The organism is Rhizobium sp. P2_G2, from assembly GCF_056403555.1.
On record NZ_JBFUFF010000005.1, the window covers coordinates 115,145 to 136,035 of the forward strand.

Annotated in this window: 23 protein-coding genes and 2 tRNA genes; 9 read left to right on the forward strand and 16 right to left on the reverse strand. The window is 58.5% G+C overall.

The annotated features are described in order from the left end of the window. The 12 genes from AC1D06_RS06465 to AC1D06_RS06520 form a co-directional block, all read right to left on the reverse strand. A complete protein-coding gene (locus tag AC1D06_RS06465) occupies positions 1 to 1,599 on the reverse strand; it encodes a hypothetical protein (RefSeq protein ID WP_477985615.1) in 1,599 nt (532 codons plus the stop codon). After that, positions 1,599 to 2,279 carry a hypothetical protein gene (locus tag AC1D06_RS06470; RefSeq protein ID WP_477985616.1) on the reverse strand — a complete coding sequence of 227 codons (681 nt, stop codon included), beginning with the start codon at positions 2,277 to 2,279 and terminating at the stop codon, positions 1,599 to 1,601. The genes AC1D06_RS06465 and AC1D06_RS06470 overlap by 1 nt, the downstream gene beginning before the upstream one ends. A gap of 59 nt (positions 2,280 to 2,338) precedes the next feature. Beyond that, positions 2,339 to 2,836, reverse strand: coding sequence for a hypothetical protein (locus AC1D06_RS06475; RefSeq protein ID WP_477985617.1), 498 nt, complete (start codon positions 2,834 to 2,836; stop codon positions 2,339 to 2,341). A gap of 1 nt (position 2,837) precedes the next feature. Next, on the reverse strand, positions 2,838 to 3,419 hold the full coding sequence (locus tag AC1D06_RS06480; protein ID WP_477985618.1) for a hypothetical protein: 582 nt from the start codon (positions 3,417 to 3,419) through the stop codon (positions 2,838 to 2,840). Continuing rightward, positions 3,412 to 4,905, reverse strand: coding sequence for a terminase (locus tag AC1D06_RS06485; RefSeq protein ID WP_477985619.1), 1,494 nt, complete (start codon positions 4,903 to 4,905; stop codon positions 3,412 to 3,414). The genes AC1D06_RS06480 and AC1D06_RS06485 overlap by 8 nt, the downstream gene beginning before the upstream one ends. After that, positions 4,902 to 5,294: a hypothetical protein gene (locus tag AC1D06_RS06490; RefSeq protein WP_477985620.1), complete on the reverse strand. Its 393-nt coding sequence runs from the start codon at positions 5,292 to 5,294 to the stop codon at positions 4,902 to 4,904. The genes AC1D06_RS06485 and AC1D06_RS06490 overlap by 4 nt, the downstream gene beginning before the upstream one ends. A 512-nt stretch (positions 5,295 to 5,806) precedes the next feature. Beyond that, entirely contained in the window at positions 5,807 to 6,298 is a 492-nt protein-coding gene (locus AC1D06_RS06495; protein ID WP_477985621.1) for a hypothetical protein, read from the reverse strand. Continuing rightward, on the reverse strand, positions 6,295 to 6,465 hold the full coding sequence (locus AC1D06_RS06500; protein WP_477985622.1) for a hypothetical protein: 171 nt from the start codon (positions 6,463 to 6,465) through the stop codon (positions 6,295 to 6,297). Before AC1D06_RS06500 ends, AC1D06_RS06495 begins: the two co-directional genes overlap by 4 nt. Positions 6,466 to 6,709: 244 nt before the next feature. Next, positions 6,710 to 6,904 (reverse strand): hypothetical protein, encoded by a 195-nt coding sequence (locus AC1D06_RS06505; protein ID WP_477985623.1) that lies wholly within the window; start codon positions 6,902 to 6,904, stop codon positions 6,710 to 6,712. After that, positions 6,904 to 7,122, reverse strand: coding sequence for a hypothetical protein (locus AC1D06_RS06510; RefSeq protein WP_477985624.1), 219 nt, complete (start codon positions 7,120 to 7,122; stop codon positions 6,904 to 6,906). Before AC1D06_RS06510 ends, AC1D06_RS06505 begins: the two co-directional genes overlap by 1 nt. Positions 7,123 to 7,211: 89 nt before the next feature. Next, positions 7,212 to 7,913: a hypothetical protein gene (locus AC1D06_RS06515; RefSeq protein WP_477985625.1), complete on the reverse strand. Its 702-nt coding sequence runs from the start codon at positions 7,911 to 7,913 to the stop codon at positions 7,212 to 7,214. Positions 7,914 to 7,929: 16 nt separating this feature from the next. Then, complete coding sequence (locus AC1D06_RS06520; protein ID WP_477985626.1) at positions 7,930 to 9,135, reverse strand: tyrosine-type recombinase/integrase; 1,206 nt, start codon at positions 9,133 to 9,135, stop codon at positions 7,930 to 7,932. A 636-nt stretch (positions 9,136 to 9,771) separates the two neighbouring features. Here AC1D06_RS06520 and AC1D06_RS06525 point away from each other — a divergent pair. Further along, positions 9,772 to 10,197 (forward strand): hypothetical protein, encoded by a 426-nt coding sequence (locus AC1D06_RS06525; protein WP_477879048.1) that lies wholly within the window; start codon positions 9,772 to 9,774, stop codon positions 10,195 to 10,197. A 62-nt stretch (positions 10,198 to 10,259) separates the two neighbouring features. Here AC1D06_RS06525 and AC1D06_RS06530 read toward each other — a convergent pair whose 3' ends face one another. Next, positions 10,260 to 10,595 carry a hypothetical protein gene (locus AC1D06_RS06530; RefSeq protein WP_477985627.1) on the reverse strand — a complete coding sequence of 112 codons (336 nt, stop codon included), beginning with the start codon at positions 10,593 to 10,595 and terminating at the stop codon, positions 10,260 to 10,262. An 80-nt stretch (positions 10,596 to 10,675) separates the two neighbouring features. Here AC1D06_RS06530 and AC1D06_RS06535 point away from each other — a divergent pair, with 80 nt between their 5' ends. Then, positions 10,676 to 10,909 (forward strand): hypothetical protein, encoded by a 234-nt coding sequence (locus AC1D06_RS06535; RefSeq protein ID WP_477879050.1) that lies wholly within the window; start codon positions 10,676 to 10,678, stop codon positions 10,907 to 10,909. Positions 10,910 to 11,608: 699 nt separating this feature from the next. Here the strand turns inward: AC1D06_RS06535 and AC1D06_RS06540 are convergent. Both AC1D06_RS06540 and AC1D06_RS06545 read right to left on the reverse strand, forming a co-directional pair. Further along, positions 11,609 to 11,893 carry a hypothetical protein gene (locus AC1D06_RS06540; RefSeq protein WP_477879051.1) on the reverse strand — a complete coding sequence of 95 codons (285 nt, stop codon included), beginning with the start codon at positions 11,891 to 11,893 and terminating at the stop codon, positions 11,609 to 11,611. Between the two features lie 466 nt (positions 11,894 to 12,359). Continuing rightward, positions 12,360 to 13,289 (reverse strand): alpha/beta hydrolase, encoded by a 930-nt coding sequence (locus AC1D06_RS06545; protein WP_477985628.1) that lies wholly within the window; start codon positions 13,287 to 13,289, stop codon positions 12,360 to 12,362. Positions 13,290 to 13,407: 118 nt separating this feature from the next. Between AC1D06_RS06545 and AC1D06_RS06550 the strand changes: the two genes are divergently transcribed. Continuing rightward, the gene (locus AC1D06_RS06550; protein ID WP_477985629.1) at positions 13,408 to 14,463 is read left to right on the forward strand and encodes a hypothetical protein; all 1,056 of its coding nucleotides are present in this window, start codon (positions 13,408 to 13,410) and stop codon (positions 14,461 to 14,463) included. 57 nt (positions 14,464 to 14,520) lie between these two features. Here the strand turns inward: AC1D06_RS06550 and AC1D06_RS06555 are convergent, their stop codons facing one another. Beyond that, a complete protein-coding gene (locus AC1D06_RS06555) occupies positions 14,521 to 15,390 on the reverse strand; it encodes a TrmH family RNA methyltransferase (protein WP_477985630.1) in 870 nt (289 codons plus the stop codon). Positions 15,391 to 15,565: 175 nt separating this feature from the next. Here AC1D06_RS06555 and AC1D06_RS06560 point away from each other — a divergent pair. The 6 genes from AC1D06_RS06560 (at position 15,566) to AC1D06_RS06585 (ending at position 20,819) form a co-directional block, all read left to right on the forward strand. Next, a tRNA-Tyr gene (locus AC1D06_RS06560) sits at positions 15,566 to 15,650 on the forward strand. A gap of 39 nt (positions 15,651 to 15,689) precedes the next feature. Next, positions 15,690 to 15,763: transfer RNA gene (locus AC1D06_RS06565), tRNA-Gly, on the forward strand. 67 nt (positions 15,764 to 15,830) lie between these two features. Then, complete coding sequence (locus AC1D06_RS06570; RefSeq protein WP_477985631.1) at positions 15,831 to 16,484, forward strand: metallophosphoesterase family protein; 654 nt, start codon at positions 15,831 to 15,833, stop codon at positions 16,482 to 16,484. 159 nt (positions 16,485 to 16,643) lie between these two features. Then, entirely contained in the window at positions 16,644 to 17,819 is a 1,176-nt protein-coding gene (gene tuf / locus AC1D06_RS06575; RefSeq protein ID WP_477880869.1) for an elongation factor Tu, read from the forward strand. A gap of 160 nt (positions 17,820 to 17,979) precedes the next feature. Next, positions 17,980 to 19,830 (forward strand): calcium-binding protein, encoded by a 1,851-nt coding sequence (locus AC1D06_RS06580; RefSeq protein WP_477985632.1) that lies wholly within the window; start codon positions 17,980 to 17,982, stop codon positions 19,828 to 19,830. A 95-nt stretch (positions 19,831 to 19,925) separates the two neighbouring features. After that, entirely contained in the window at positions 19,926 to 20,819 is an 894-nt protein-coding gene (locus AC1D06_RS06585; protein WP_477985633.1) for an NAD-dependent epimerase/dehydratase family protein, read from the forward strand. Positions 20,820 to 20,891 lie beyond the last annotated feature (72 nt).

Genomic DNA, 20,891 nt, shown 5'->3' on the forward strand with positions numbered 1-20,891 from the left:
TTAGAATTGCTGAAGCAGCGTGACTTTGAAGAAGCTCTGCGCGCGCTGTACGTCCACATTGCCGCCGCTCTTCTGCAAAGCCATAACGGTGACATTGTCGCCGGCAGAAAGGTGCATGACAGTGCTGACATTGAGCACCGTGTCATCGCCGCCGGTCACAGCGTTTGCACTCGTCCGCGCCCCTCTGATATCGCTGCCGTTGCGGCGCAAGCGGATTTCACGCTCGCCCGTCGCATTGGCATTGAAGTTGATGCTGGCGTCGATCCGGTAAAGTCCATCAACCTTGATATTGATCTGGTTGATGTTAACCGAGGCGCTGTGCATCACTGCGGTATCGTATTCTTCGCTATCCCAATCAATCGACGTCAGGGTTCCCGTCGTAAGCGTCTGGCTGGTCGAACCATAGAGCGAGCAATTCCAGGAAGCGAAGCCGCTGGACATCGCGACCGTGTGTCCGATCGATCGGCCATTGATAAGCTCGTTCAGCTTTTTCGAGGTGCCATCGTTGGCCGCATAATCAATCTCGGAGTGGAAACCGAATTGCATGTTGCCATCGGTGCTGATGGCATCGCAGTCCACGAACCTGATCCCCTTGGGAAAATCAATGTTGTGGGAATTGTTCATGATCCGGAAGCCGGCCGTGGTGCCGGAAACACCTGCATAAGGCGTGCCTGCATTGATCGTGGTGCAGCCCGAAATCAGGCAGTCCATGGTCTGATAGGTGTAAGCGTTATCGGGACCAGCAACGACCACGCCGCAGATGCCCGGGTTTTCCGTCGTGAAACCGATGACCTTGCAACGCACCTGCGTGTTGGCGAGCTTCACGCCCCAATAGGAAACGTTCTTGGCCGTGCCGCCGAGGATCTGGCAATCAATGTTGCCATCCGAGCCGCTGATATCAATGCCCTGGTCGGCACCGTCGRTATGGGGTGCGACAAGCGTGCATTTGACGTTGCCGCCCATGGCGATACCGCGGGTGAAGCGCAGCGGTGTCTGACCTGTGGGATTGCCGGACAGGTTCTTCGCCATCGGCGAATTGAAGATGCAATTCGTATTCAGGTAGAGCCAGACGCCTTGCACGCGGTCGTCAGTAGCGCCGGGCTCGTCATAGGCAATATCACGGCCATAGAGGCAGTCATAAACGCTGTCAGACGTAAGCTGGATGACAACGCCGTTACCCTTGCCGCTCCCGAAGCCTTCCAGGTTATAACAGCGATGGCCGGAGCCGCCGCGAATCCAGATCCCGGCCGCGGAGTTCAAGCCGCCCTGAGTACCAAGGCCGTTGCGGTCGACCGTGATATTGCGCAGGCGCATTGCCGGGCAATTGGTGAAATACAGAGTTTTGCGGTTTACGTCGTTCGGGGTCAGCTGCTTCAGCTTTAGACCGTCAATGTTGATGTTGGAAATGGTGTCAAAGACCACGTCGCCGGAGACGGCGTAGGTGGCATTGGCGCCGCGCAGTTGATAACTGTTGGCCGCTGCATAATTGACCGCCGCGATGACTGCTGCGGTGTCGTCAGCAATGCCGTTGCCGACCGCGCTGAAGTCCAAGGGCGAAATACTGGCGGGAATTGGGAAATAGGGGTCGATTTTGAACATTAGCGCGCCAGGTGCTCCAGGATTGACCGCGCCTCTCGGTCGTTAAGGGAATTGAACCATTCGAAGCCTGCGGACAGGTCGCCGCAGACGAGCTTCAGGAAGTCAATGCGGCTCCAGATCCGGCCTATCTTCTCCGGTGCGGCACTGCCCCATTCCTTCACCAAGGCAGCGCCGACGCTGTCCTTGCTGAAATGCTCCACGCCCTGCTTGTCGGCGGGCCGAACGAAGCCTAGCCCGCCGGACGCGATGACCTGGTAGATTCCGTAGCGAAGGTTCTCCGGCAATTGCCGGTCAAATTTCTCGATGAAGGCCCGCTGCTCGCGTTCGCCACCGAGGCCGCGGACGAGCTTGCCCGCCTGGTCCTGGACCGCCCTCAACTGGCTACTGAAATTGCCCCATCGCGACCATTCCTGAACCAGCTTGCGGCCGGCCTCGCTCTGAATTAGCTCGCGCCGGCTCTGATCAGGAGCCATGACATCGGTCGGTGACCTCTCGCCGAAATCATCCTTGAGGAATTCGAGCAATTCCCGGTCCATGCCGTCGCGGTAATATCGCTCGATATCCGTGGAGCGCACGCGCTCGATTTCCGCCCTACGATCCACTGCCGCAGGAACGGAAGCGGCCGGCGCGTCGTCGCTCGAGACAGGCAGGTTAGTGGTTTCGACCAGATCATTTGCCATGGGCATTCCTCAAAAAGGGTCCGGCTCCCGCCCGAGGCAATAGGCGGGAGCCGTCGCGGCTAGGCGCGCTTGGGGTACATTTGCGCCAGCGCTCTCTCTGCGAGGACCGCGTTTGCGAACGGGCCATCAACTTTGAAATTGTCCCGGATGCGGATGACGACATAACCGGCGCCATTCCAGGAAATCCGGTAAGTGCCGTCGTTCAGCAGCTTCTCGCCACGTTCGGGAAGCGCTGAGATCCGCGGCTTGGAAAGTGTGACACTTTGCCCGTTCGCCTGTGCAACGAAGCATTCGGCAGTCCATGTTTCGTCGTAACTGATGATAAATAGCCGATCGAACTTCACGAGCGCGTGGTTGGACTTCTGAACTTTCCGCCACATGTCGCGGTTGCTGTTCAGATCGTCGGCAACTGCATCGATCGGCAGGCGAACAAGGTATTCATTGAACGCGAACCCGGCATAATTCTGCACCACCACCGAAGGATCAATCACCACTGGCGGCTTGATGATTGGGCCGTCATCGTCCACGGCCGAAACTGCGGCTAATTCCTTCGTCATCTCAGATTTCCTTCAGGGTTGCCTTGAAATTGCATTGCCGTGCGTCCGCCTCGCGCCAGGTCTCAGACAGCCGCGAGCCGTCTGGCAGCAGATTGCCAACGCTCTTCATGGTGATGGCGCTGAACCTCTGACCGGTGATGGGAACCAGTGCGGCGCAGAGACGGAATGACGCCGACATGCGCGCCTGAGACCCCTGGATCCACAATGGCTGTTTCACCCCCACACGGGCGAGCGCGGCGCAGATCCTTGCATTGGTGGCAAACAGCGTCTTCAGGGCCTCTGCCAGCGTCTTGGCGGCGGCTTCGGCTGCGTCGATGGCCTCGGCACGCTCCGCGATCAGCGCCTTAACCTCATCCTTGAGGGCAGCCCTGCGGGACGCGATGAGCCTTGCTTCCTCTTCGAAATGACGGCGGCGATCCTCGCCCTCGGCCACCCGGAGCAATTCCAATTCGGCTTCGGCCGAAATCAACTCGTCAAGGTCAAAATCCCTGCCGGCGATGACGTTCGCGGCCTCGCGAGCCTTGATGGCTGCAAGCTTGTCGTGCAAGGCGTGCTGCCGATCCGGCCATGAAACATCAGTCATAGGAGGAACTCCTTGTGGGAATGCGTGACGTCTTCCGGGACGGGTGCATCTGCGCCGTGCGGCCTAGATTGACGACGGGCTGGGAAATCGGCCCCCGGGCGTCCTTCGAAGCGGAAGGCAGGCAGACCAGCGCGCCGAGGGCCGCGTTGGCGACGTCGTCCGATGCGCCGCGCATATGGTCGATGCTGTCCCGGCCCATGCGGGACGTGCGCCGCTCAAGCTGCGAAATCTGCCCGACAAGCCGGGTATGATCGAGCAGAACCGCCGTTTTCGCCATCAAGAGCGGCAGCGCGTCCAGATAGAGTTCCGAACGATTGCGCTCGCTTGCGACATAGCGAATGCCGTTGACCTTGAAGGCGTCCTCCACCCATGCACCGGCATATCGGTCACCGGTCACGGTCGTGATGCGATAGAGCTTCAGGAGCCGCGCAAACTCGTTGACAACATCGGCAGGAGCAAAGGGCGGCTTCACCTCTCGCATCGCATCGAGCAAAGCCATGTCGCCCTCACGGTGCGCAATCCCGAGCGTCATCGAGTCATGAACGCCGCCGCTCGGGTCGCAGAAGGCCGTGTATCGGAACTTCTGAACCGGCGGACGTTCCATCACACCGACTTCGACGCAGCTTTCAACGACCTGCCGTTCGATGAAGGTGCTGAGGTCTGCACGAAACTGCGCTTCCCATTCCGCCGCAGCCGCTTCCGGGTCGTCCTGGTGCGCCTGCTCGATAACCGACTTATCGATCGTCGGGTTGAACATCGCAGTCGGGGCCTGCACCACAAGCACGTTGGCGCCCCCGACGCCGAAGGCCTGATGATACTTCGTGAAGAGAAGACCTCTTTGAGCATATGGACTCGATATCGACACCAGCATGCCGCCAGTCGTCGCCAGTGCCGGCAACACCGCACGATAGACTTCGGTATCGGGGTTCGATGATGCCTCGTCGCGCCAAAAGCCAATTTCGTCAAAGATGGCTGCAATCAGGGTGCGGCCCCGGACTGTGCGGAAGCTGTTCGTATGCACCGAAATGGCGATGTTGCCCTTGAGCTTCAGTTCGTCGCTGGAGACGTTGTCGACAAGCTGCCGAAGGATGGGCGAAGACTCGAAGAAGCCGCGGATGTAGCCAAAGACCGCGTTGGCCTGAATACGGCTCGCAGCAAGCACCAGGATCGTGCCTGTCTCACCAGGGGCAAGATTGTCATGCTGCCCGAAGGCCGCGATGTACGTTGCCAGAGCCGCAGCAATGCGTGATTTGCCAGAACGGCGGCCGATGATGCACCAGAGTTCACGGACACGATTGACAGGCGGCTCGCGACCGCCGGCAACCTGCTTGAAGATAGCGTCCTGATCTGCATCGAGAGACAGTGCAAAGGCTGCACGCAGCACAGCAAGCCACGTCGTCCAACTGTCAGGATTGCCCATAGCGCCACCCAGGAGCTTCTTGTCCTTGAGAGCCTGATCAATGGTGACGTTGGAGAGCTGCTTCATGCGGCTGCTCCGCTGTAAGTGTCTGCAAGGTACTTATCGAGCGAGGGCGTGATGTCCCGCGCCTTGCGTTCGAGGCCGATATCAGTCAACAGGCGGCGAAGAGCGTTGCAGGCGGTGGTGAACTCGCCAATGTCCATATCCTCGCCCCGAGCCATCGCTGCCTCTGCTTCCTCGCACCAGCAGGCGAGAGTGCTGGCACGGCGGGCAATGATGAGTTTGGCTTCGGAAGGATCGCCGCCCATATCGTTCTTGAGGGCGAGCAGGATTTCCTTGTAGCGCCGCATGGTCACAGAGCGGCCGTCAACACCCGGCAACAGGTCTCTACCATTGCCGACGCGCGACTTACCTTGCGGCTTTGTGCCAGTTACCTTTTTGCTTGTCTCTGACAAGGCGAAACTCTCCGATACACGGACCTAATGCGGACACGATATCGGTGAAATATGGAATATCAAGCAAAATCAAATAATTGTCGTAACTTGTCGTCTGATAACGTATCAGTGTCTAAATGTGTCGTGTCGGCTTGTGGAAAACCAAAAGAGGCAAATTTGCCTGTTTGTTGCTTCGCCTCGGAAATGTCGGCGCGAGAAAAAATTCGAGGAATGCTGCGTATTTTGAGTGGATGCTCGGAGACATTCCCGCAAATGAGGGAAGGTGCTTGTTCTGCTCCGGGTCATGCTGCGAGTGAGACGCCAGTTGGTTTGCTCCAGCGTCTCCGCTTGTTCCCTCTCCAGAGCCAGCACCGGTTCGTCACATGCCGATGCTGATTGTCGAAATGACGCTGTGCTTTTCTTTTTTCCTTTTTTTCTTTTTTTGAGTTTCAGTGTCGTTGTCTGTCTGTGTCTGCTTATCTGTATCTTTCTCTTTGCTTCAAAGGGGCTCGGAAGGGGGTTCGAAGCCCCTGTCATCTCGGTGACAGATATGGGGCTTGTCTCTCGTAACTGCGTGCCGGGGGTTCTTGGGGGACAGGCTCACGCGTCATGGCGCTGGTGAGATCGGCCGACAGCTTTTCAGCCAGGCGCAGGCTGTCGACCGCTTCAATGTACCGCTCCATGTTGACGACGTTGTTTCCAGATCCAGGCGGGTTTTTCTCAATCCATCGCTCGATCATGATTTCGAAGGTACTCGGATCAAAATCAACCATGCCGGCGGAGATCAGCCCATCCCGGGCGCTGGTATAATCCGCAAGCGTCCAGTTCTCCCGCGACCTGTTCAAGTCGGCGAGCGCGTACTGATCGGGGAGATGGAAACATCCGATATGGGTCTGATGCTGGCATGTCATGAGGAACAGGAGAAGGTGCTGTTCCCGTAGCGTGAGCGAGCAAAACCCCGTCGATCGCCAGATTGACCGACTTATCATCGAGAAGTAGTCCTTGGGTCCTTTCTTCTTCGTCATGGCCGCGTCCTCCGCAGTTCGGCGGCAAGGCGGCAAGCCCGACAGGCCTCCAGCATCGAAAGCCCGAACCGGTCACGGATTGCCGGAACCGCCAGAGGCGGCGGTTCCTTATGTGCTGCAAGCCACAAAGCGGCGGCCTGGATGGCGTCAGTGGGGAGTGTCGTCATCGCGCGCCTCCCTTCAAACGCTTGTGCTCGGCCTTGTGACACCGCCGGCAAAGCCATACCACGCGCAAAGGGTCGCGATGGTCAGGATGATGGGCCTCGGCTTTTTCCGCCGCGCATTCCTCGCAGGGCTGAACCTGGATTAAGCCGCGGCGTATAGCGCCCCGAGTTGCCGAGTGAGCCCAGGTGGCGAGGGGATTGCGATCACGCCAACGCTGTTGCGGCGTGGTGCTCTTTTCAGCTTCCCTCATACCAGACCTCCGAAATGGAGGCCCGCGATCAACCGAGCACGATCCCACGAAATAGGATAGCGCTGGCGCAGCCAAGTGGCTTGCAGTTCGATCAGGTTTTGATTATCGTTCTCGGCATTGGGAGAGAAACCAATGCTTTCGAGAACCCGGGCGCCTGCAAGCGTGACCGGGTTTTCACTTTTATGGATCATTACGCAGCCCTCCGAACATTCGGATGACGCTCACGCGCTTCGATCCATTTCCGCACGCTATCAATTTTGTAATAGATCGAGCCGCCAAGCTCGATGTAGGGCAGGCCGTCCGGCTGGTTGCGATAACGGGCGAGGGTGCGCGTCGAAATCTTCTTCCCCTTGTTCCAGCTTTTTGCGAGGTCACGTTCCTCGATCAGGCCTTCAAACACGTCAATCATAGAGGCGTCCTTTCGGTTTGGTTGACGCCTACGACTGTAACGAAGACAAGAACCGCCATTTAGGAAGTAAAAGACACCAAATTACGCGCTTATTCGCTTCCCCCTTTTCTTGCCTCGCGGATTGCTTGGCCGAGGGCCGGCATCGGGCTGTTGTAACTGTGCCGCCATTCGTCTGGCAGGGAGTTCATTATGACGTCGATGAACCTGACGTAGGGCGGCACGTTATCGTAACCACCGGCACCATCGTTGGCCCACTTTCGGTGGACCTCAGCAGTATCGGCCCACGCATCCAGTTCAGACACGAAGTGCCGCCATGCATTTTGATAACTGCCAAATCCTTGCGAGCGCTCCGAAAGTGATGACTCGGCTTTGAGGCAGGCGGCCGCCATGGTCCCGAGGTAAGCCGGCAAATTGTCGAGTTCGAACAACCCTTCCGGCGCCCGCGGATGCTGTAAACCCGGCAAGAATTTTTGGATTTCCTGCACGGCGCCAAATTCCGCGTCCGTCGCGCCCCCGAGGGTATAGAGTAGCCTGACAGACAGGCTTCGGATTTCCGCAACAACACCTTTGATGTCACCAAGCGGCACTGCAGCCTTCTCGGCAGCTCTTCGAATGAGATATTCGCGGACCACACTATCGAGCCCGTCGCGCTCGTCTTTCGAAAATGACCTACCGACGGTCGCCTCGATTGAATCCCAATCCAGTGTGAAAGCAGGCACGCCGCCAAAAGCGGTGACAATTTTCCGATCCGCTCCTCGCTGACCGGTTCTAGGCTTTGGAGTTCTTGCCAATCCTCGCCGACTGGTCCTAGCCATTGTTCTTACCGATCGAAATGATTTCCGCCGTCTTCTGTGGCATGACAACAGCGCCGACGCGTTCGGTCGCCTGCCGAAGCGGATCATCCATCAAATGGCTATAGCGCGCTGTCGTGGCCGGCTGCGAGTGCCCGAGCAGGGCGCCAATGATCGGCAGGCTCAAACCGGAGGAAGCGAGCACCGATGCATAGGTGTGCCGCAGGTCATGAATACGGGCATCGGCCAGCTTTGCCGCTTTGCAGATTGCAGCCCAATCGTACTTTATCTCCACCCGGTGACCGGCTTTGGAGACGGCAGGGAAAACATATTCACTCTTCTTGTCGTCGCTCTCGTCCGCGGCCTTGTGCAGGTCGGAAAGCAGTTGTCGGACAGGGGCATTGAGCGGGATGCGGTGCAGCTTCTTTTGCTTGGTCGTGGATGCAGGCTTAACCCATACACCCTCGGTCAGATCGAACTGTTCCCACTTTGCTGCCAGGACTTCCCCGCGGCGCGCGCCGGTCAGGACAAGCAGGCGGATGATGTTCGCGGCCTGCTGATCGTCGTGCTTTGCCAGCGCATCCGTGAGCGCCGCAATCTCAGTTGGCGCGAGATACCGGTGGCGCTTTTCCTCCTGGTTACGCTCAATGCCTTTGCAGGGGTTGTCAGTGCGCCACTTCCATTTGATCGCCTCGGAAAACATCTTCGATAAAAGCGAATGAACCCGGTTGGCGGCATAGGGAGCGCCGGCCTTGGTTATCTTCCGGTGCAAGGCGTCGATGTCGGAATAGGTAACGTCGGCGACCTTTGTGTTTTTCAGGGCAGGAAGGATGTGGTTCTTGATCTGCGACCGGTAATCTATCGCCGTGCTGTCGCGTTTCTTGCTGATGTGATCCTCATCGAACCGCTTGCACATATCGGCGACGGTCTTTGCCGCGCGCGCTTCTTCAATTTTGGCAAGCGGGTCGTTGCCCTGGTCAATCTGGCGCTTGAGGGCCTTCGCTTCCTCCCGTGCGGCCTTCGTCTTCCAGTCGGTGCAGTCGCCAATCGTGATGCGGCGCTCACGGCCGGACTGGTTTCTATAGTTCAGGATGAAGGACCGGGCGCCGGCTGCAGTGATGCGGCACCCGAAGCCTTTCACCTCGGTATCGTAATGGATCTTGTTGCCGGTAGAGGGGAGGGGAAGCGCCTTGATGGTCGCATCATCGAGCTTGATGGTCATTTCGTGTCCGCCCTGTGTCCGTCGTTTCGTCAGTAACCAATGTACAACGATTGTCGCATACTGTCCTGATTTGTCAACGTCATGACATTGAAATACCACGGTAATTTATACGGACACCGGGAATTCTGATTCAAAACAATGGCTTGGCTGGAGGTGAAAAATCTGATTTGTAATCAGAGGGTCGGGAGTTCGAGTCTCTCTGGGGGCACCATTATTTCACCGAGATTTCCACCGGTTTGAGGCTCGTTTAGCCGCTCTTAGGCGCCCTTGCATGTTGAATCGGCGTTGCGACGAACTTCCCGAGATTTCCAGCCATTTCAAACTGCGCGCGGCGAATCCGTGCAACATGGAATGCAACATGGAAAGGTCCATTGGGTAGCGGCCGAAGGCCCTATTCGCCAGCATATGCGCCTTGCTTGATGTAGGCATCGGACACACAGCGTCGGATGCCAGCCAAGATGCTCGTCGCCTCGCCCTTTGTCGCATAGGCGCCTAACACAAAGCTGATGAAACCCGGCTGAAAGCCAAACTTGACGCTGAAGTCATTGAAAGTTTTGAAGCCGTGACCATACCTTGACTTCACCCGTAAGGTGCAATTCATTGCGGATATCGACCCACCCCGATCACAGAGTTCCTATGAAGCCGCCACCGCTTGTCGATCCCGATCAGACCCTTTCAGACGGCTATCGGATTACACTCCCCTTTCCGATGGCACGTCGCGTCGAGGACGATTCGATTGTATTCTGGCATACGCCCATGGGGCTCACTTACTGGATTAGATCGCTTGAGCGCGGCAATCAGGATGATCCTGTCGAACGCTGGCAGGACATCAGGCCGGTAGATGGCTGTGACGAGATCGTCGAGCGCGATGACAACGTCACGCGGTACGGGTTTCGGCTCGAAGAGAAGAGCGATGACAACCGGCAGGCGGCTTTTTATGGCTTTGTCGCCGGCCCTGCGAGAGAAGTCTGGATTTCAGCCTACTTCGATGAAGAAGAAGCGTTTCCTGCCGTTCTTGAAACATGGCGGAGCATTCGCCCCGGCCCACCCCGGCTGAACTGATCACACCTCGCAAGCCTTCGTGATCTTGCCGGATTCTCGCTCATGGGGCGCGGCGCTCGCCTTCATGCGGACGGCCTCGACAGTCTCGCTCTGGCTTTGGCGGCGGCTTTGTCGAGCTTGATCCGGTCTTTGCCCTGCCCGATTTGACGCCGATACTGCTCGAAAGAATCGGTTTCCACGCTTTCGGGTAGGATCGTTCCGAGTTTACGGTCAACCTCAAATTTCACGACTATGCGGTCGTCGACGAGGATGGTGTAGAAATCCTCGTACTGATCAGGGATCCACCGCAAAGAGTGAAAGACAGCCCCATCTTGGCCAATTTTTCCGAGCGCCGTGATAAGATCATTGTCACGATCAATCTCCGGGACTTCGTCTCGGTCTGTGAGGCGTTGCGGCATGGTAGCGTCTCCGGTTTCTCGGCTCAACCTAACCCTCATTGAGTTACTATGCCAGCGTCTGCCAAGTGGGAGAGTCAGACATGCAATGGCGAAGAGATGAGCCGCCAGTCGGCATCGAGATCGAATATGAGCGTGATGACGGCGTGATCGCGAAAGGTAAGCTCCGACCGGCCGGCGAATTTGGGATCGGCGACATCGCGAGGCCCGGTGTGCGCACGAAGCGCCAGTTTGTGGATGAGGCCGAGGCGAAAATATTCGAAGTCTTGCGTTGGCGCCCGTGCATACCCGGCGGACTCGAGAACGTCGGCGGCTGAAGTTCGCTAAGGTAGCTGCATCACCCAGGCTTGCGAGGCGTGGTTCCGATAGCCGTCCCTGGTTTCGACCGCGTTGTGCAATTCCCTGGGCAGGGCGCCCCGATTCCCGCGCTACAAGAGCGGGCCACGACGATGAGAGGAAGACCATATTGAAAAGTTCGCAGTCCATGTCGCCGGCATGTCTACCGGCAATTGGGATCAGCTGCATCAGATCGCTTAGGTGACCGTATTCGCCTCGGCGGACAGAAAAAAACAGCTTTTCACGACAGACGGAGATGAACGCAATCCATCCGGGAGAATGTATTTTCCGAATATCACTCAGCCCACGGTGGCTGAGTGCACTACCGTGGCCGCCATTCAACGATGAAGTACAGCACCACCCCGACGCAGCAAACGACGATTGTAAGTCCGGCGACCATCTTCTACCCTCACAACGCATGGGATAGCACCGAACTCGTTGAAAATTTCATAATCCGAATATGGATTTACCAAATTGAAGCGAGAACCGGCCTTGCGATATTCGATTCGTCGCCAAACCTCTGGCTGGCGGCCCTAACGCGCGATTTGGCGCCAAGGCTCGCTGAGAGATGTCCGCAATGCGAGCACATGTTTCCCGAAAGTGGTCATTGGTTTCGAGAGACATGCGCGGAAACAAAGAGCCGAAGCGCCGCGAGCAGATCCCGGAGATCGCGATGCGCTTTAATGAACGATATCCTCTCCGGTGTCGACGTCCATGCGCCGTTCTCCTGGAGTCCATTCGCCGGGGTAGAGGCTGAATCTGTGGCCCTCTTCGCCGTCGGCTATCTGGACACGTTGTCCGGCCGACATCTTGCCGAGGATCAGACTGTCGCCCATGACGTGGCCGTGGCCGCTGATCTGGCCGTTGCCGTTCTTGTAGACGTTGATTTCGAATGCGCAATGGCCGATCGAATTGTCGTCGACATAGACCGGGCCTGTCCCGCTGACCGTACGAATTCTATTCATGACGGATCCTCCGTTGTTGAAGGCCGCTCGCATTCCCCCACGTCGGCTCGCAGCCCGAGGCACAGAAGTTTCAAGACCGGCGAAAGCGAATTTCGCAGCCACTAGGGAAAACGCATTGATGCCGCAAATGGATCCATCTGCGATCGAAAGAATCTGCGGGCTTTCGGAGGCAGGCTGTCGTTACAATCTGTGGCCGAATGTGATCGGTAGTTTTTGATATTCCTCAAATCGCAATCGGCACGAATCATCTACACCGAAATTCAAGTTGACCGGGCCAATGTTCTGGCTTCCTCAGCGGCGGGGACGGAAGCCATACTCCTCCCAAGCAGCGGTTTGGTCGACGTGTTGCGTGCGGTGTCAGGCGGGACAACTGCGCGTGAGAATACGGGGCGCGACGGCCGGATGCAGAGTTGCATCCGGCCGCTTTGCGTTTTGGCTTGTGGGAATCGAATTGCTGAGTCGATTCTCAGAGAACCGATTGGATAAAATCGTTGRCGTTGCTGGTATAGCTGCTCGACACGCCGAGTTGGCTGTTGATGGCTCTCGGCGACAGCCCCTGCGTCGACACGGTCACCTTGACGCCGAGATTATTGGCCGCCTGGGAAAAGGCATTGGCCTTGGCGCAGGTGTCCTGCCTGCTCTCCGACGAGCAGACCACCAGCATCGGCAAGCCGGATTGGTCGAGCAGATTGGTGGGCGAAGCGTCTTCCCAGAAATCGGAATTGGTGCCGAAGGCGGTGTCATAGACTGTATCATGACTGCTGGACATGATCGCCGGGATGTTAAGCGCCGGCGTTTCGAGAATGACCGCGCCGGACCAGATCGAGGCGCCCTGGTCGGAGGCGAGCGACGGATTGGACGACAGCAATGCCGCCAGATGGCCGCCGGCGCCGCTGCCCATCAGGATCAGCTTGTTCTTGTCCGCGCCCCAATTGGTCGCATTCTTCTGGATATTGGCGATCGCCAGCGCCACATCGGCAGCCTGGATCAGCGGATCCTTCTTCGGCAGCAGGCGGTAATTGATCGAGACGAAGACATAGCCCTTGGCAACCCAGTAGCCGGCTTTGTCCACGGCGACGCCCGCATCCTCCTTGTCGCCGCCCGACCAGGCACCGCCGTGGATCATGGCGATGATCGGTGCATTGCTCGGCGAATCCGGCAGGTAGACGTCATATTTTTGTGCATCATCCAGGCCATAAGGGACATCGACATTCACCGTGGCGTCGCCGACACCCGAATAATCCTGGCGGAAACTGTCTGTCAGAGGCGCCGACTGGAAGTCGAACAGAGGGTCGACGGACGTCGCCTGACCGGCAGGCGCGCAGGCAAAAAGTGCGAGCAATGCCGCGGCCGGCAGGCTTGCGGCGGATCTCAGACTCGGCAGCGGGAAACCCATGTTCAACCCTTCCGGTTTCAGATATGGCTTTGGAAACTTGATTAGAATTCTCGATCGGCGCCCTTCGCAACCGCTTCCTGCGGGCATGGTTGCAGCCACGTTTCAGGGAGGAAATGGCATGGTCTCGATGTTCCGGATTGGCACAGAAATAAAACGCATGGCGGTGTTGAGCGGCTTTGCAACCGCTCTGTGGCTTGGCGTCTCAGCAGCACCGGCCCTGGCGCAGGACGACGAGCAGGGGACCGACGAAGACCAGGTGATGCAGCTTGCCTGCGATGATGGCAGCCAGCTCAGCGCCGCATTCGGCGATTCGAGCGTTACCGTCACACTTGCCGACGGCTCGACGGTGACGCTCAAGCAGAAGGATGACGACAAGGGCTTTCTTTACACGAACGGTAAGTTCACGCTGACCGGCGACGATACGAGCGCCAACTGGACCGTGGGCAAGAAGACGCCGGTGCCCTGTCACTTCAACGAACAGGGCCAGCATCAGCCGCAGCATTTCGACGAGCCGCTCACCGTCGACAACAAGCCGCTGCCGAAGGACAAGGACAATCCAGACGCCAATCCGGTGGTCAATTGCTATCGCTTCGTCGGCTTCATGATCAAGGAGGTCGATCTCGGCGAGGTCGGCGCGGAATCGCTGGCCGTGACACAGCCGGATGCGGCTTGCGAACGTGCCGCCGGTAAGGATGAAAAGCCGATCAAGGATGACCTTGCCGGCTATTTCTTCGGGGTCAAAGGCAATCTTGCCTTCTTCCAGGCCTCGGATGGCTTCAACGGCGGCGAACCTTTCGTCGTCTTCGACACCAGGACGATGAAGAAGCTCTTCGACGACAGCTACCAGGGCAACGATTTCGAATCGCTCGACGTCAACGGCACGAACGTGAAGATCAGCTATCGCCGCGTCTTTTCGGCCGATTGCTCGCTTTATCTGGACGGCGGCGCCTGCGCCGAAAAAGTCAAGAAGGAAACCGGCTTGGGCACAGCCGACGCCAAGCTGCCGGATTGTGGTGCGGCTTACGACGCGGAGAAGAAGCGGACGCCGAAATTCGCCAAGGACATCGAGAAGCTGCCGAGCGTGATCGCCTACGAGGCGGAACTCGATTTCGACGGCACGACCAAGACGGTGAAGGCGCTGAAGGGCCAGACGGAGTGCCACGTGCCGGATTGATCGGCGCATTGTCGATGTAGTGAGGGCAGGGCGGCCATTAGGTCGCCCTTTATCTCTTTATTTTCCGAGATGGCTCCGCGCCGCATAGAGCGCAATTGCTGCGGCGTTGGAGACGTTAAGCGATTTGATCGCGCCGGGCATATCGAGGCGGGCGAGTGCCGTGCTGGTGGCGCGGGTCTTCTGCCGCAGTCCCTTGCCTTCAGCACCCAACACCAGCGCGATCTTGTCGCCGGCAAATGTCTCTTCCAGAGGCGCCGGCCCTTCCGAATCGAGGCCGATCGTCTGGAAACCCAGCCGATGCAATTCTTCCAGCGCCTCGGCGAGATTGGTGATCTGGATATAGGGAATCATTTCCAGCGCCCCGGAAGCCGACTTGGCAAGTACGCCCGATTCGGTCGGCGAATGCCGCTCGGTCGTGATCACCGCGCCGGCGTCGAAGGCCACCGCGGAGCGCAGGATGGCGCCGACATTGTGCGGATCGGTAACCTGGTCGAGCACGAGCAGCAGCGGCCGATCTTTCAGCGAATCGAGCTTGCGCACCGGCAGCGGCCGCGCTTCGAGCATGACGCCTTGGTGGATCGCATCCGGTCCCAGAATTGCGTCGATATCGGAAGGTGCGACGATCTCGACCGGGCAGCCGATCGCGTCGGGCGCATCGAGTTCGAGCCGCGCGAGCGCGTTCTTGCTGACCTTAAGGCCGAGTAGCCTCCGTTCCGGATTGGCGAGCGCCGCCTTGACCGTGTGCAGGCCGTAAAGCAGCACTGTGTCCGGCGCCAGCGTCGGCGCCTTCCAGTCGGCTGCAGGCTTGCGCCCGCGCGCCGGCGGCTGCAGTTCGCCGCGTTCGCGCTTCTGGTCGCGATGGGCGCGCCGGAGGTTGGCGTAATGAGTGTCTTTGGCGGAGTGTGTTTCTTTGGAATCTTTGGCCATGCTGTCGCTATAGCCCGATCGCTGCCTGCCGTCACGCCTCGGGACGAATATGACGGAAATTTTTATGCAAGCTTGTTGACAGGAGAGAGGGGGCCAGAATATACGGCCAGACATGTCGAGCGGCTTTGGCCCCGCGACATTGCAGAGGGCGCCTCACGGTTCCTTCGTGCCGGCTGGAAGGGTGCCCGAGTGGTTAAAGGGGACGGACTGTAAATCCGTTGGCTCAGCCTACGTTGGTTCAAATCCAACCCCTTCCACCAACTTGCCCGCACGTTTCCTCTGATGTCGGCGAGACTACCGCGGGTATAGCTCAATGGTAGAGCAGTAGCCTTCCAAGCTAAATACACGGGTTCGATTCCCGTTACCCGCTCCAGTCCTCCGCTTGTCACTTCCTGGACAATGTTTCCGATTATGGTCCGCGCTCCCTTCGGAGGGTTGCAATGAGCTACACATTTGCGGTTGGCGATATCCACGGCTGTGCCGTTCAGATGAACGAGCTGATCGAGGCGATCGAGTTTGCGCAGCCTGAAGGAACGATCGTTTTCGTCGGCGACTATATCGATCGCGGCCCTGATAGCCGGGGTGTCATCGAGCGGCTGATGGCGGGGCCAAGGCGGCCGGGCTGGCGCTGGATCATGCTCAAGGGAAACCATGAGGAGATGATGGTGTCCGCCTGCCGGGTGGTCGGCAATCCCACCATGTGGCTCGTCAATGGCGGCGAGGAGACGCTTCTCTCCTTTGGCGACCGCGTTCCGGACGACGTGCTGGATTGGGCAAATGCGCTGCCGCTTTATCATCAGGACGAGCACCGCATCTATGTCCACGCGGGCGTCGACGACACCCTGCCGCTCGCCCAGCACTCGGAACAGATACTGCTCTGGCGCCGTCCGGCGCCAGGCGAGACCGGCCGCTACTGGGGCAAGCACCTCGTCCACGGCCATACGCCGTCGGACGAAAACCCGCACACCGATGGCAACCGCACCAATATCGACAGCGCTTGCGTCTTTGGCGGGACACTGACCGCCGCCGTTTTCGATGACGCGATTGCCGGCCCGCCGCTGTCTTTCATCCGGGTCGCCAACCGGACGCTTTGAAACGCGGCGCCGGATTTACCACCTTTCGCGCCAGCACCGGGAACCCCCGGCACTTTCAACAATTTCGCTTGCGCATTCCAAGCGAAGTCTTTAAACGGCTGCGCAATCCGGCCCCCGAAGGCGCCGGCGGCCGTCTTTCGATGATAGGGAAGCAACCAAATGGCAAAAGGAAAATTCGAGCGGAACAAGCCGCACGTGAACATTGGCACGATTGGTCACGTTGACCATGGCAAGACGTCGCTGACCGCYGCGATCACCAAGTATTTCGGCGAATACAAGGCGTATGACCAGATCGACGCTGCGCCGGAAGAGAAGGCCCGTGGCATCACGATCTCGACCGCTCACGTCGAATACGAGACGGCTGCCCGTCACTATGCCCACGTCGACTGCCCCGGCCACGCCGACTATGTGAAGAACATGATCACCGGTGCTGCGCAGATGGACGGCGCGATCCTGGTTTGCTCGGCTGCCGACGGCCCGATGCCGCAGACCCGCGAGCACATCCTGCTCGCCCGTCAGGTYGGCGTTCCGGCGATCGTSGTGTTCCTCAACAAGGTCGACCAGGTCGATGACGCCGAGCTTCTCGAACTCGTCGAGCTCGAAGTGCGCGAACTGCTGTCGTCCTACGAATTCCCSGGCGACGAAATTCCGATCGTCAAGGGTTCGGCTCTGGCYGCTCTYGAAGAYAGCGACAAGAAGATCGGCGAAGACGCGATYCGCGAACTGATGGCTGCYGTCGACGCCTATATCCCGACGCCTGAGCGTCCGATCAACATGCCGTTCCTGCTGCCGATCGAAGACGTGTTCTCGATCTCSGGYCGTGGTACGGTCGTGACCGGYCGTGTCGAGCGCGGCATCGTCAAGGTTGGCGAAGAAGTCGAGATCGTCGGCATTCGTCCGACCACCAAGACGACCGTGACCGGCGTTGAAATGTTCCGCAAGCTGCTCGACCAGGGCCAGGCTGGCGACAACATCGGCGCGCTGCTGCGTGGCGTGACCCGTGACGGCGTCGAGCGTGGCCAGATCCTGTGCAAGCCGGGTTCGGTCAAGCCGCACAAGAAGTTCAAGGCGGAAGCCTACATCCTGACGAAGGAAGAGGGTGGCCGTCATACGCCGTTCTTCACCAACTATCGTCCGCAGTTCTATTTCCGCACGACGGACGTGACGGGCATCGTCACGCTTCCGGAAGGCACGGAAATGGTCATGCCGGGCGACAACGTGGCCGTTGACGTCGAGCTGATCGTTCCGATCGCGATGGAAGAGAAGCTGCGCTTCGCTATCCGCGAAGGCGGCCGTACCGTCGGCGCCGGCATCGTCGCCTCCATCGTCGAGTAATCGACGAACAATATCGAATTGAAGAAAGGCCCTGCGGGAAACTGCGGGGCCTTTCGTTTTGGGCATATCGGTTTCGCTCCCCTGATCAGGGGATAGGTAAGTTTCCATATTCTGCTAATTTTTCGCTGGCCGCGGCGTCGAGCAGAGTATGGGGGAAAATATGCCGGCTACGGATAGCGACGACACCATCTACGGGTCCTCATCGGACGATAGCCTGAAAGGCCAGGGCGGCAACGACCTGCTTTATGGGCGGGACCAGACCCAGAATGCCTCCGACGCCGACGGCTCCGACCTGCTGGATGGCGGCGACGGCAACGATACCCTGATCGCCGGCACTGGAAACGACGTGCTGCTGGGCGGCGACGGTGATGATGTCCTGCATGCCGGGCCGAACCTCATCTATCAGGGCGACTATACCTATGGCGACGGACCGGGAAAATATGCGGATGGGATGACCGACACGCCGTCGGATATCCTGTTCGGCGGCGCTGGCAATGACTGGGCTTTCGTCACCTATGCCGGCGTCGTCAATCTCGAAACCAATGAGCAGATCTCCATCCATCTCGACATGTCGAACGCCACGGCCATGGTTAAGATCGATGGCATCTATAACGGCGAATATCTCGAAAGCATCGAGAAGCTGACCWTCACCAGCGGCGATAAGGCGGACTACCTGATTTCCACCGACGGCGACGATGACATCGACACCCATGATGGCGACGACCATATCGAGGCGCGGGGCGGCAACGATGTGGTGCGCAAGGGATTGGGTGAGCTCGATATCGATGGCGGCAACGGCAGCGATACCCTTTGCCTGGACCGCAACGGTGACATAGGTGATATCAGCTTCGACATGGCGACGGGCAAATTCAAGCTTGCCGGCGAGGATGACGGTGAAGCCACCCATTTCGAAAATCTGGTCTATATCGGCGCCAATCACGCCAGCGACATAGACGGCGCCCTTGATGGCACCAACGAACTCTATGGCGGCAACGATATCGACACGCTGACAGGCGGCAACATGGCCGATACGCTTGTCGGAGCGATGGGTAGCGATCTCCTGTCTGGCCTCGACGGTGCGGATACGATCAATGGCGGTGAGGGCAAGGATCAGATCCTCGCCGGGAGGGGCGACGACATCGTCTCGATCATCATGGATGGCGAATTCGAGAAGGGCGAGACCTATGACGGCGGCGCCGACACCGACGAATTGCACATCGACTTCTTCGGCAAGACCAAGTGGGACCTGAGCACCGCGACAATTACGGGCTTCGAAAGGCTCATCGTCGACAACTATCCCTATCCGCAGTCCTATGTGGTCAAGATTGGCACTGCACAATTGCTCGGCTTCAAGGAGATCGACCTGTCGTTCGATCCCAGTGACCGGCTGATCTTTCAAATGGCCGACAAGGCAAAGCTCGATTTCAGCGGCGAAGTGCTAGCCTTCCGTACGTTGCAACTCGCCAACGGCGGTCAGATCGCCGATTTTCGCCACGCGACCGGCGCCATCGGCCACAATGTCAATATCTTCCCCGAAGTTCTGGGCGGCACCGGCAATGACACGATCTTCGGCCGTAACCAGAAGGGACTGGATTTCTATGCCGATGGCGGCGCGGGCAATGACACGATTACGGCGGGTGCCTCGAATTCACATCTGGACGGCGGCCTCGGCAAGGACGTTCTTATAGGCGGCAATGGCGCAGACGATTTCAAGTTTGACACCGCGCTCAACGCCAAGACCAATCTCGACATTATCAAGGGCTTCAAACAAGGCGTCGACGATATCGACCTGTCGCCGGATTTATTTGCCGCCATCGGCGACAGCCTCGATGGCACGGAACTGCGCATTGGTGCCAAAGCCTTGGATAAGAACGATTTTCTGATCTACAACGCCAAGACCGGGGAACTGTTCTACGACGCGGATGGTTCGGGCAAGAAGTACGCGGCGATCGAATTCGCCGATCTCGACAACAAGACCAAGCTCGAGATGGACGATTTCGTCCTGTTCTGAAGACTGCGACGCGAGATCGCATTCAAGTGATTGGCTACGGCTGGCATTCCTCATACAAATTGATTACACCTTCGCCATCAAAGCGGAGGCCAATCATGAAAAAGCGGATTTTCTTCACCGGCGGTTCGGGCAAGGCGGGGCGGCATGCGGTGCCGTGGCTGGTGAATGCCGGCTACGACGTGCACAATGTCGATCTCGTGCCGCTCGATAGTCCCGGCGTCACCAACCTGATCGCCGACATCACCGATTCCGGCCAGATGTTCGATGCGATGAGCATGCACCGGGATTTTCCCGATCTCGATCATGGCAGGGGCGTGCAGCCTTTCGATGCCGTGGTGCATTTCGCCGCCATTCCGCGCGTCCTGATCAAGACCGACAACGAGACCTTCCGCATTAACACGATGGGCACCTACAATGTCATCGAAGCGGCGGTGAAACTCGGCGTCCGCAAGATCATCGTCGCCTCCAGCGAGACGACCTATGGGGTCTGCTTCGCCGAAGGCCATCGCGACTTCCATCAGTTCCCGCTCGAAGAGGACTACGACGTCAATCCGATGGATTCCTACGGGCTGTCGAAGGTGGTCAATGAAAAGACGGCGCGTGCGTTCGCTGAGCGCTCCGGCGCCGACATCTATGCGCTGCGCATCGGCAATGTCATCGAGCCGCATGAATACGAAAGGTTTCCGGAATTCTTCGCCCATCCGGAAATGCGCAAGCGCATTGCATGGTCCTATATCGACGCCCGTGATCTTGGCCAGATCGTGCATCGCTGCATCGAGAAGGATGGCATGGGGTATCAGGTGTTCAATGCCGCCAACGACACGGTCTCGGCCAACACGCCGAGCCGGGAACTGGCGGCGCGCTTCTTCCCGAGCGTGAAATTCACGCGGGAGATCGGCGAATACGAAGGGCTGCTGTCGAACCGCAAGATCCGCGAGGTGCTCGGCTTCGAGGAGGAACATGATTGGCGGAAATATGTGAAGGTGTGAGCATTGGGCGTTGAGGTTAGGGCCACCCCCCTCTRCCCTGCCGGGCATCTCCCCCTCAAGGGGGGAGATTGG

Coding starts and splice junctions, on each gene's coding strand:
- AC1D06_RS06470 (WP_477985616.1), bottom strand. CDS start 2,279: ATGGCAAATGATCTGGTCGAAACCACTAACCTGCCTGTCTCGAGCGAC.
- AC1D06_RS06475 (WP_477985617.1), bottom strand. CDS start 2,836: ATGACGAAGGAATTAGCCGCAGTTTCGGCCGTGGACGATGACGGCCCA.
- AC1D06_RS06480 (WP_477985618.1), bottom strand. CDS start 3,419: ATGACTGATGTTTCATGGCCGGATCGGCAGCACGCCTTGCACGACAAG.
- AC1D06_RS06485 (WP_477985619.1), bottom strand. CDS start 4,905: ATGAAGCAGCTCTCCAACGTCACCATTGATCAGGCTCTCAAGGACAAG.
- AC1D06_RS06495 (WP_477985621.1), bottom strand. CDS start 6,298: ATGACGAAGAAGAAAGGACCCAAGGACTACTTCTCGATGATAAGTCGG.
- AC1D06_RS06500 (WP_477985622.1), bottom strand. CDS start 6,465: ATGACGACACTCCCCACTGACGCCATCCAGGCCGCCGCTTTGTGGCTT.
- AC1D06_RS06505 (WP_477985623.1), bottom strand. CDS start 6,904: ATGATCCATAAAAGTGAAAACCCGGTCACGCTTGCAGGCGCCCGGGTT.
- AC1D06_RS06510 (WP_477985624.1), bottom strand. CDS start 7,122: ATGATTGACGTGTTTGAAGGCCTGATCGAGGAACGTGACCTCGCAAAA.
- AC1D06_RS06520 (WP_477985626.1), bottom strand. CDS start 9,135: ATGACCATCAAGCTCGATGATGCGACCATCAAGGCGCTTCCCCTCCCC.
- AC1D06_RS06525 (WP_477879048.1), top strand. CDS start 9,772: ATGAAGCCGCCACCGCTTGTCGATCCCGATCAGACCCTTTCAGACGGC.
- AC1D06_RS06530 (WP_477985627.1), bottom strand. CDS start 10,595: ATGCCGCAACGCCTCACAGACCGAGACGAAGTCCCGGAGATTGATCGT.
- AC1D06_RS06535 (WP_477879050.1), top strand. CDS start 10,676: ATGCAATGGCGAAGAGATGAGCCGCCAGTCGGCATCGAGATCGAATAT.
- AC1D06_RS06540 (WP_477879051.1), bottom strand. CDS start 11,893: ATGAATAGAATTCGTACGGTCAGCGGGACAGGCCCGGTCTATGTCGAC.
- AC1D06_RS06550 (WP_477985629.1), top strand. CDS start 13,408: ATGGTCTCGATGTTCCGGATTGGCACAGAAATAAAACGCATGGCGGTG.
- AC1D06_RS06555 (WP_477985630.1), bottom strand. CDS start 15,390: ATGGCCAAAGATTCCAAAGAAACACACTCCGCCAAAGACACTCATTAC.
- AC1D06_RS06570 (WP_477985631.1), top strand. CDS start 15,831: ATGAGCTACACATTTGCGGTTGGCGATATCCACGGCTGTGCCGTTCAG.
- AC1D06_RS06585 (WP_477985633.1), top strand. CDS start 19,926: ATGAAAAAGCGGATTTTCTTCACCGGCGGTTCGGGCAAGGCGGGGCGG.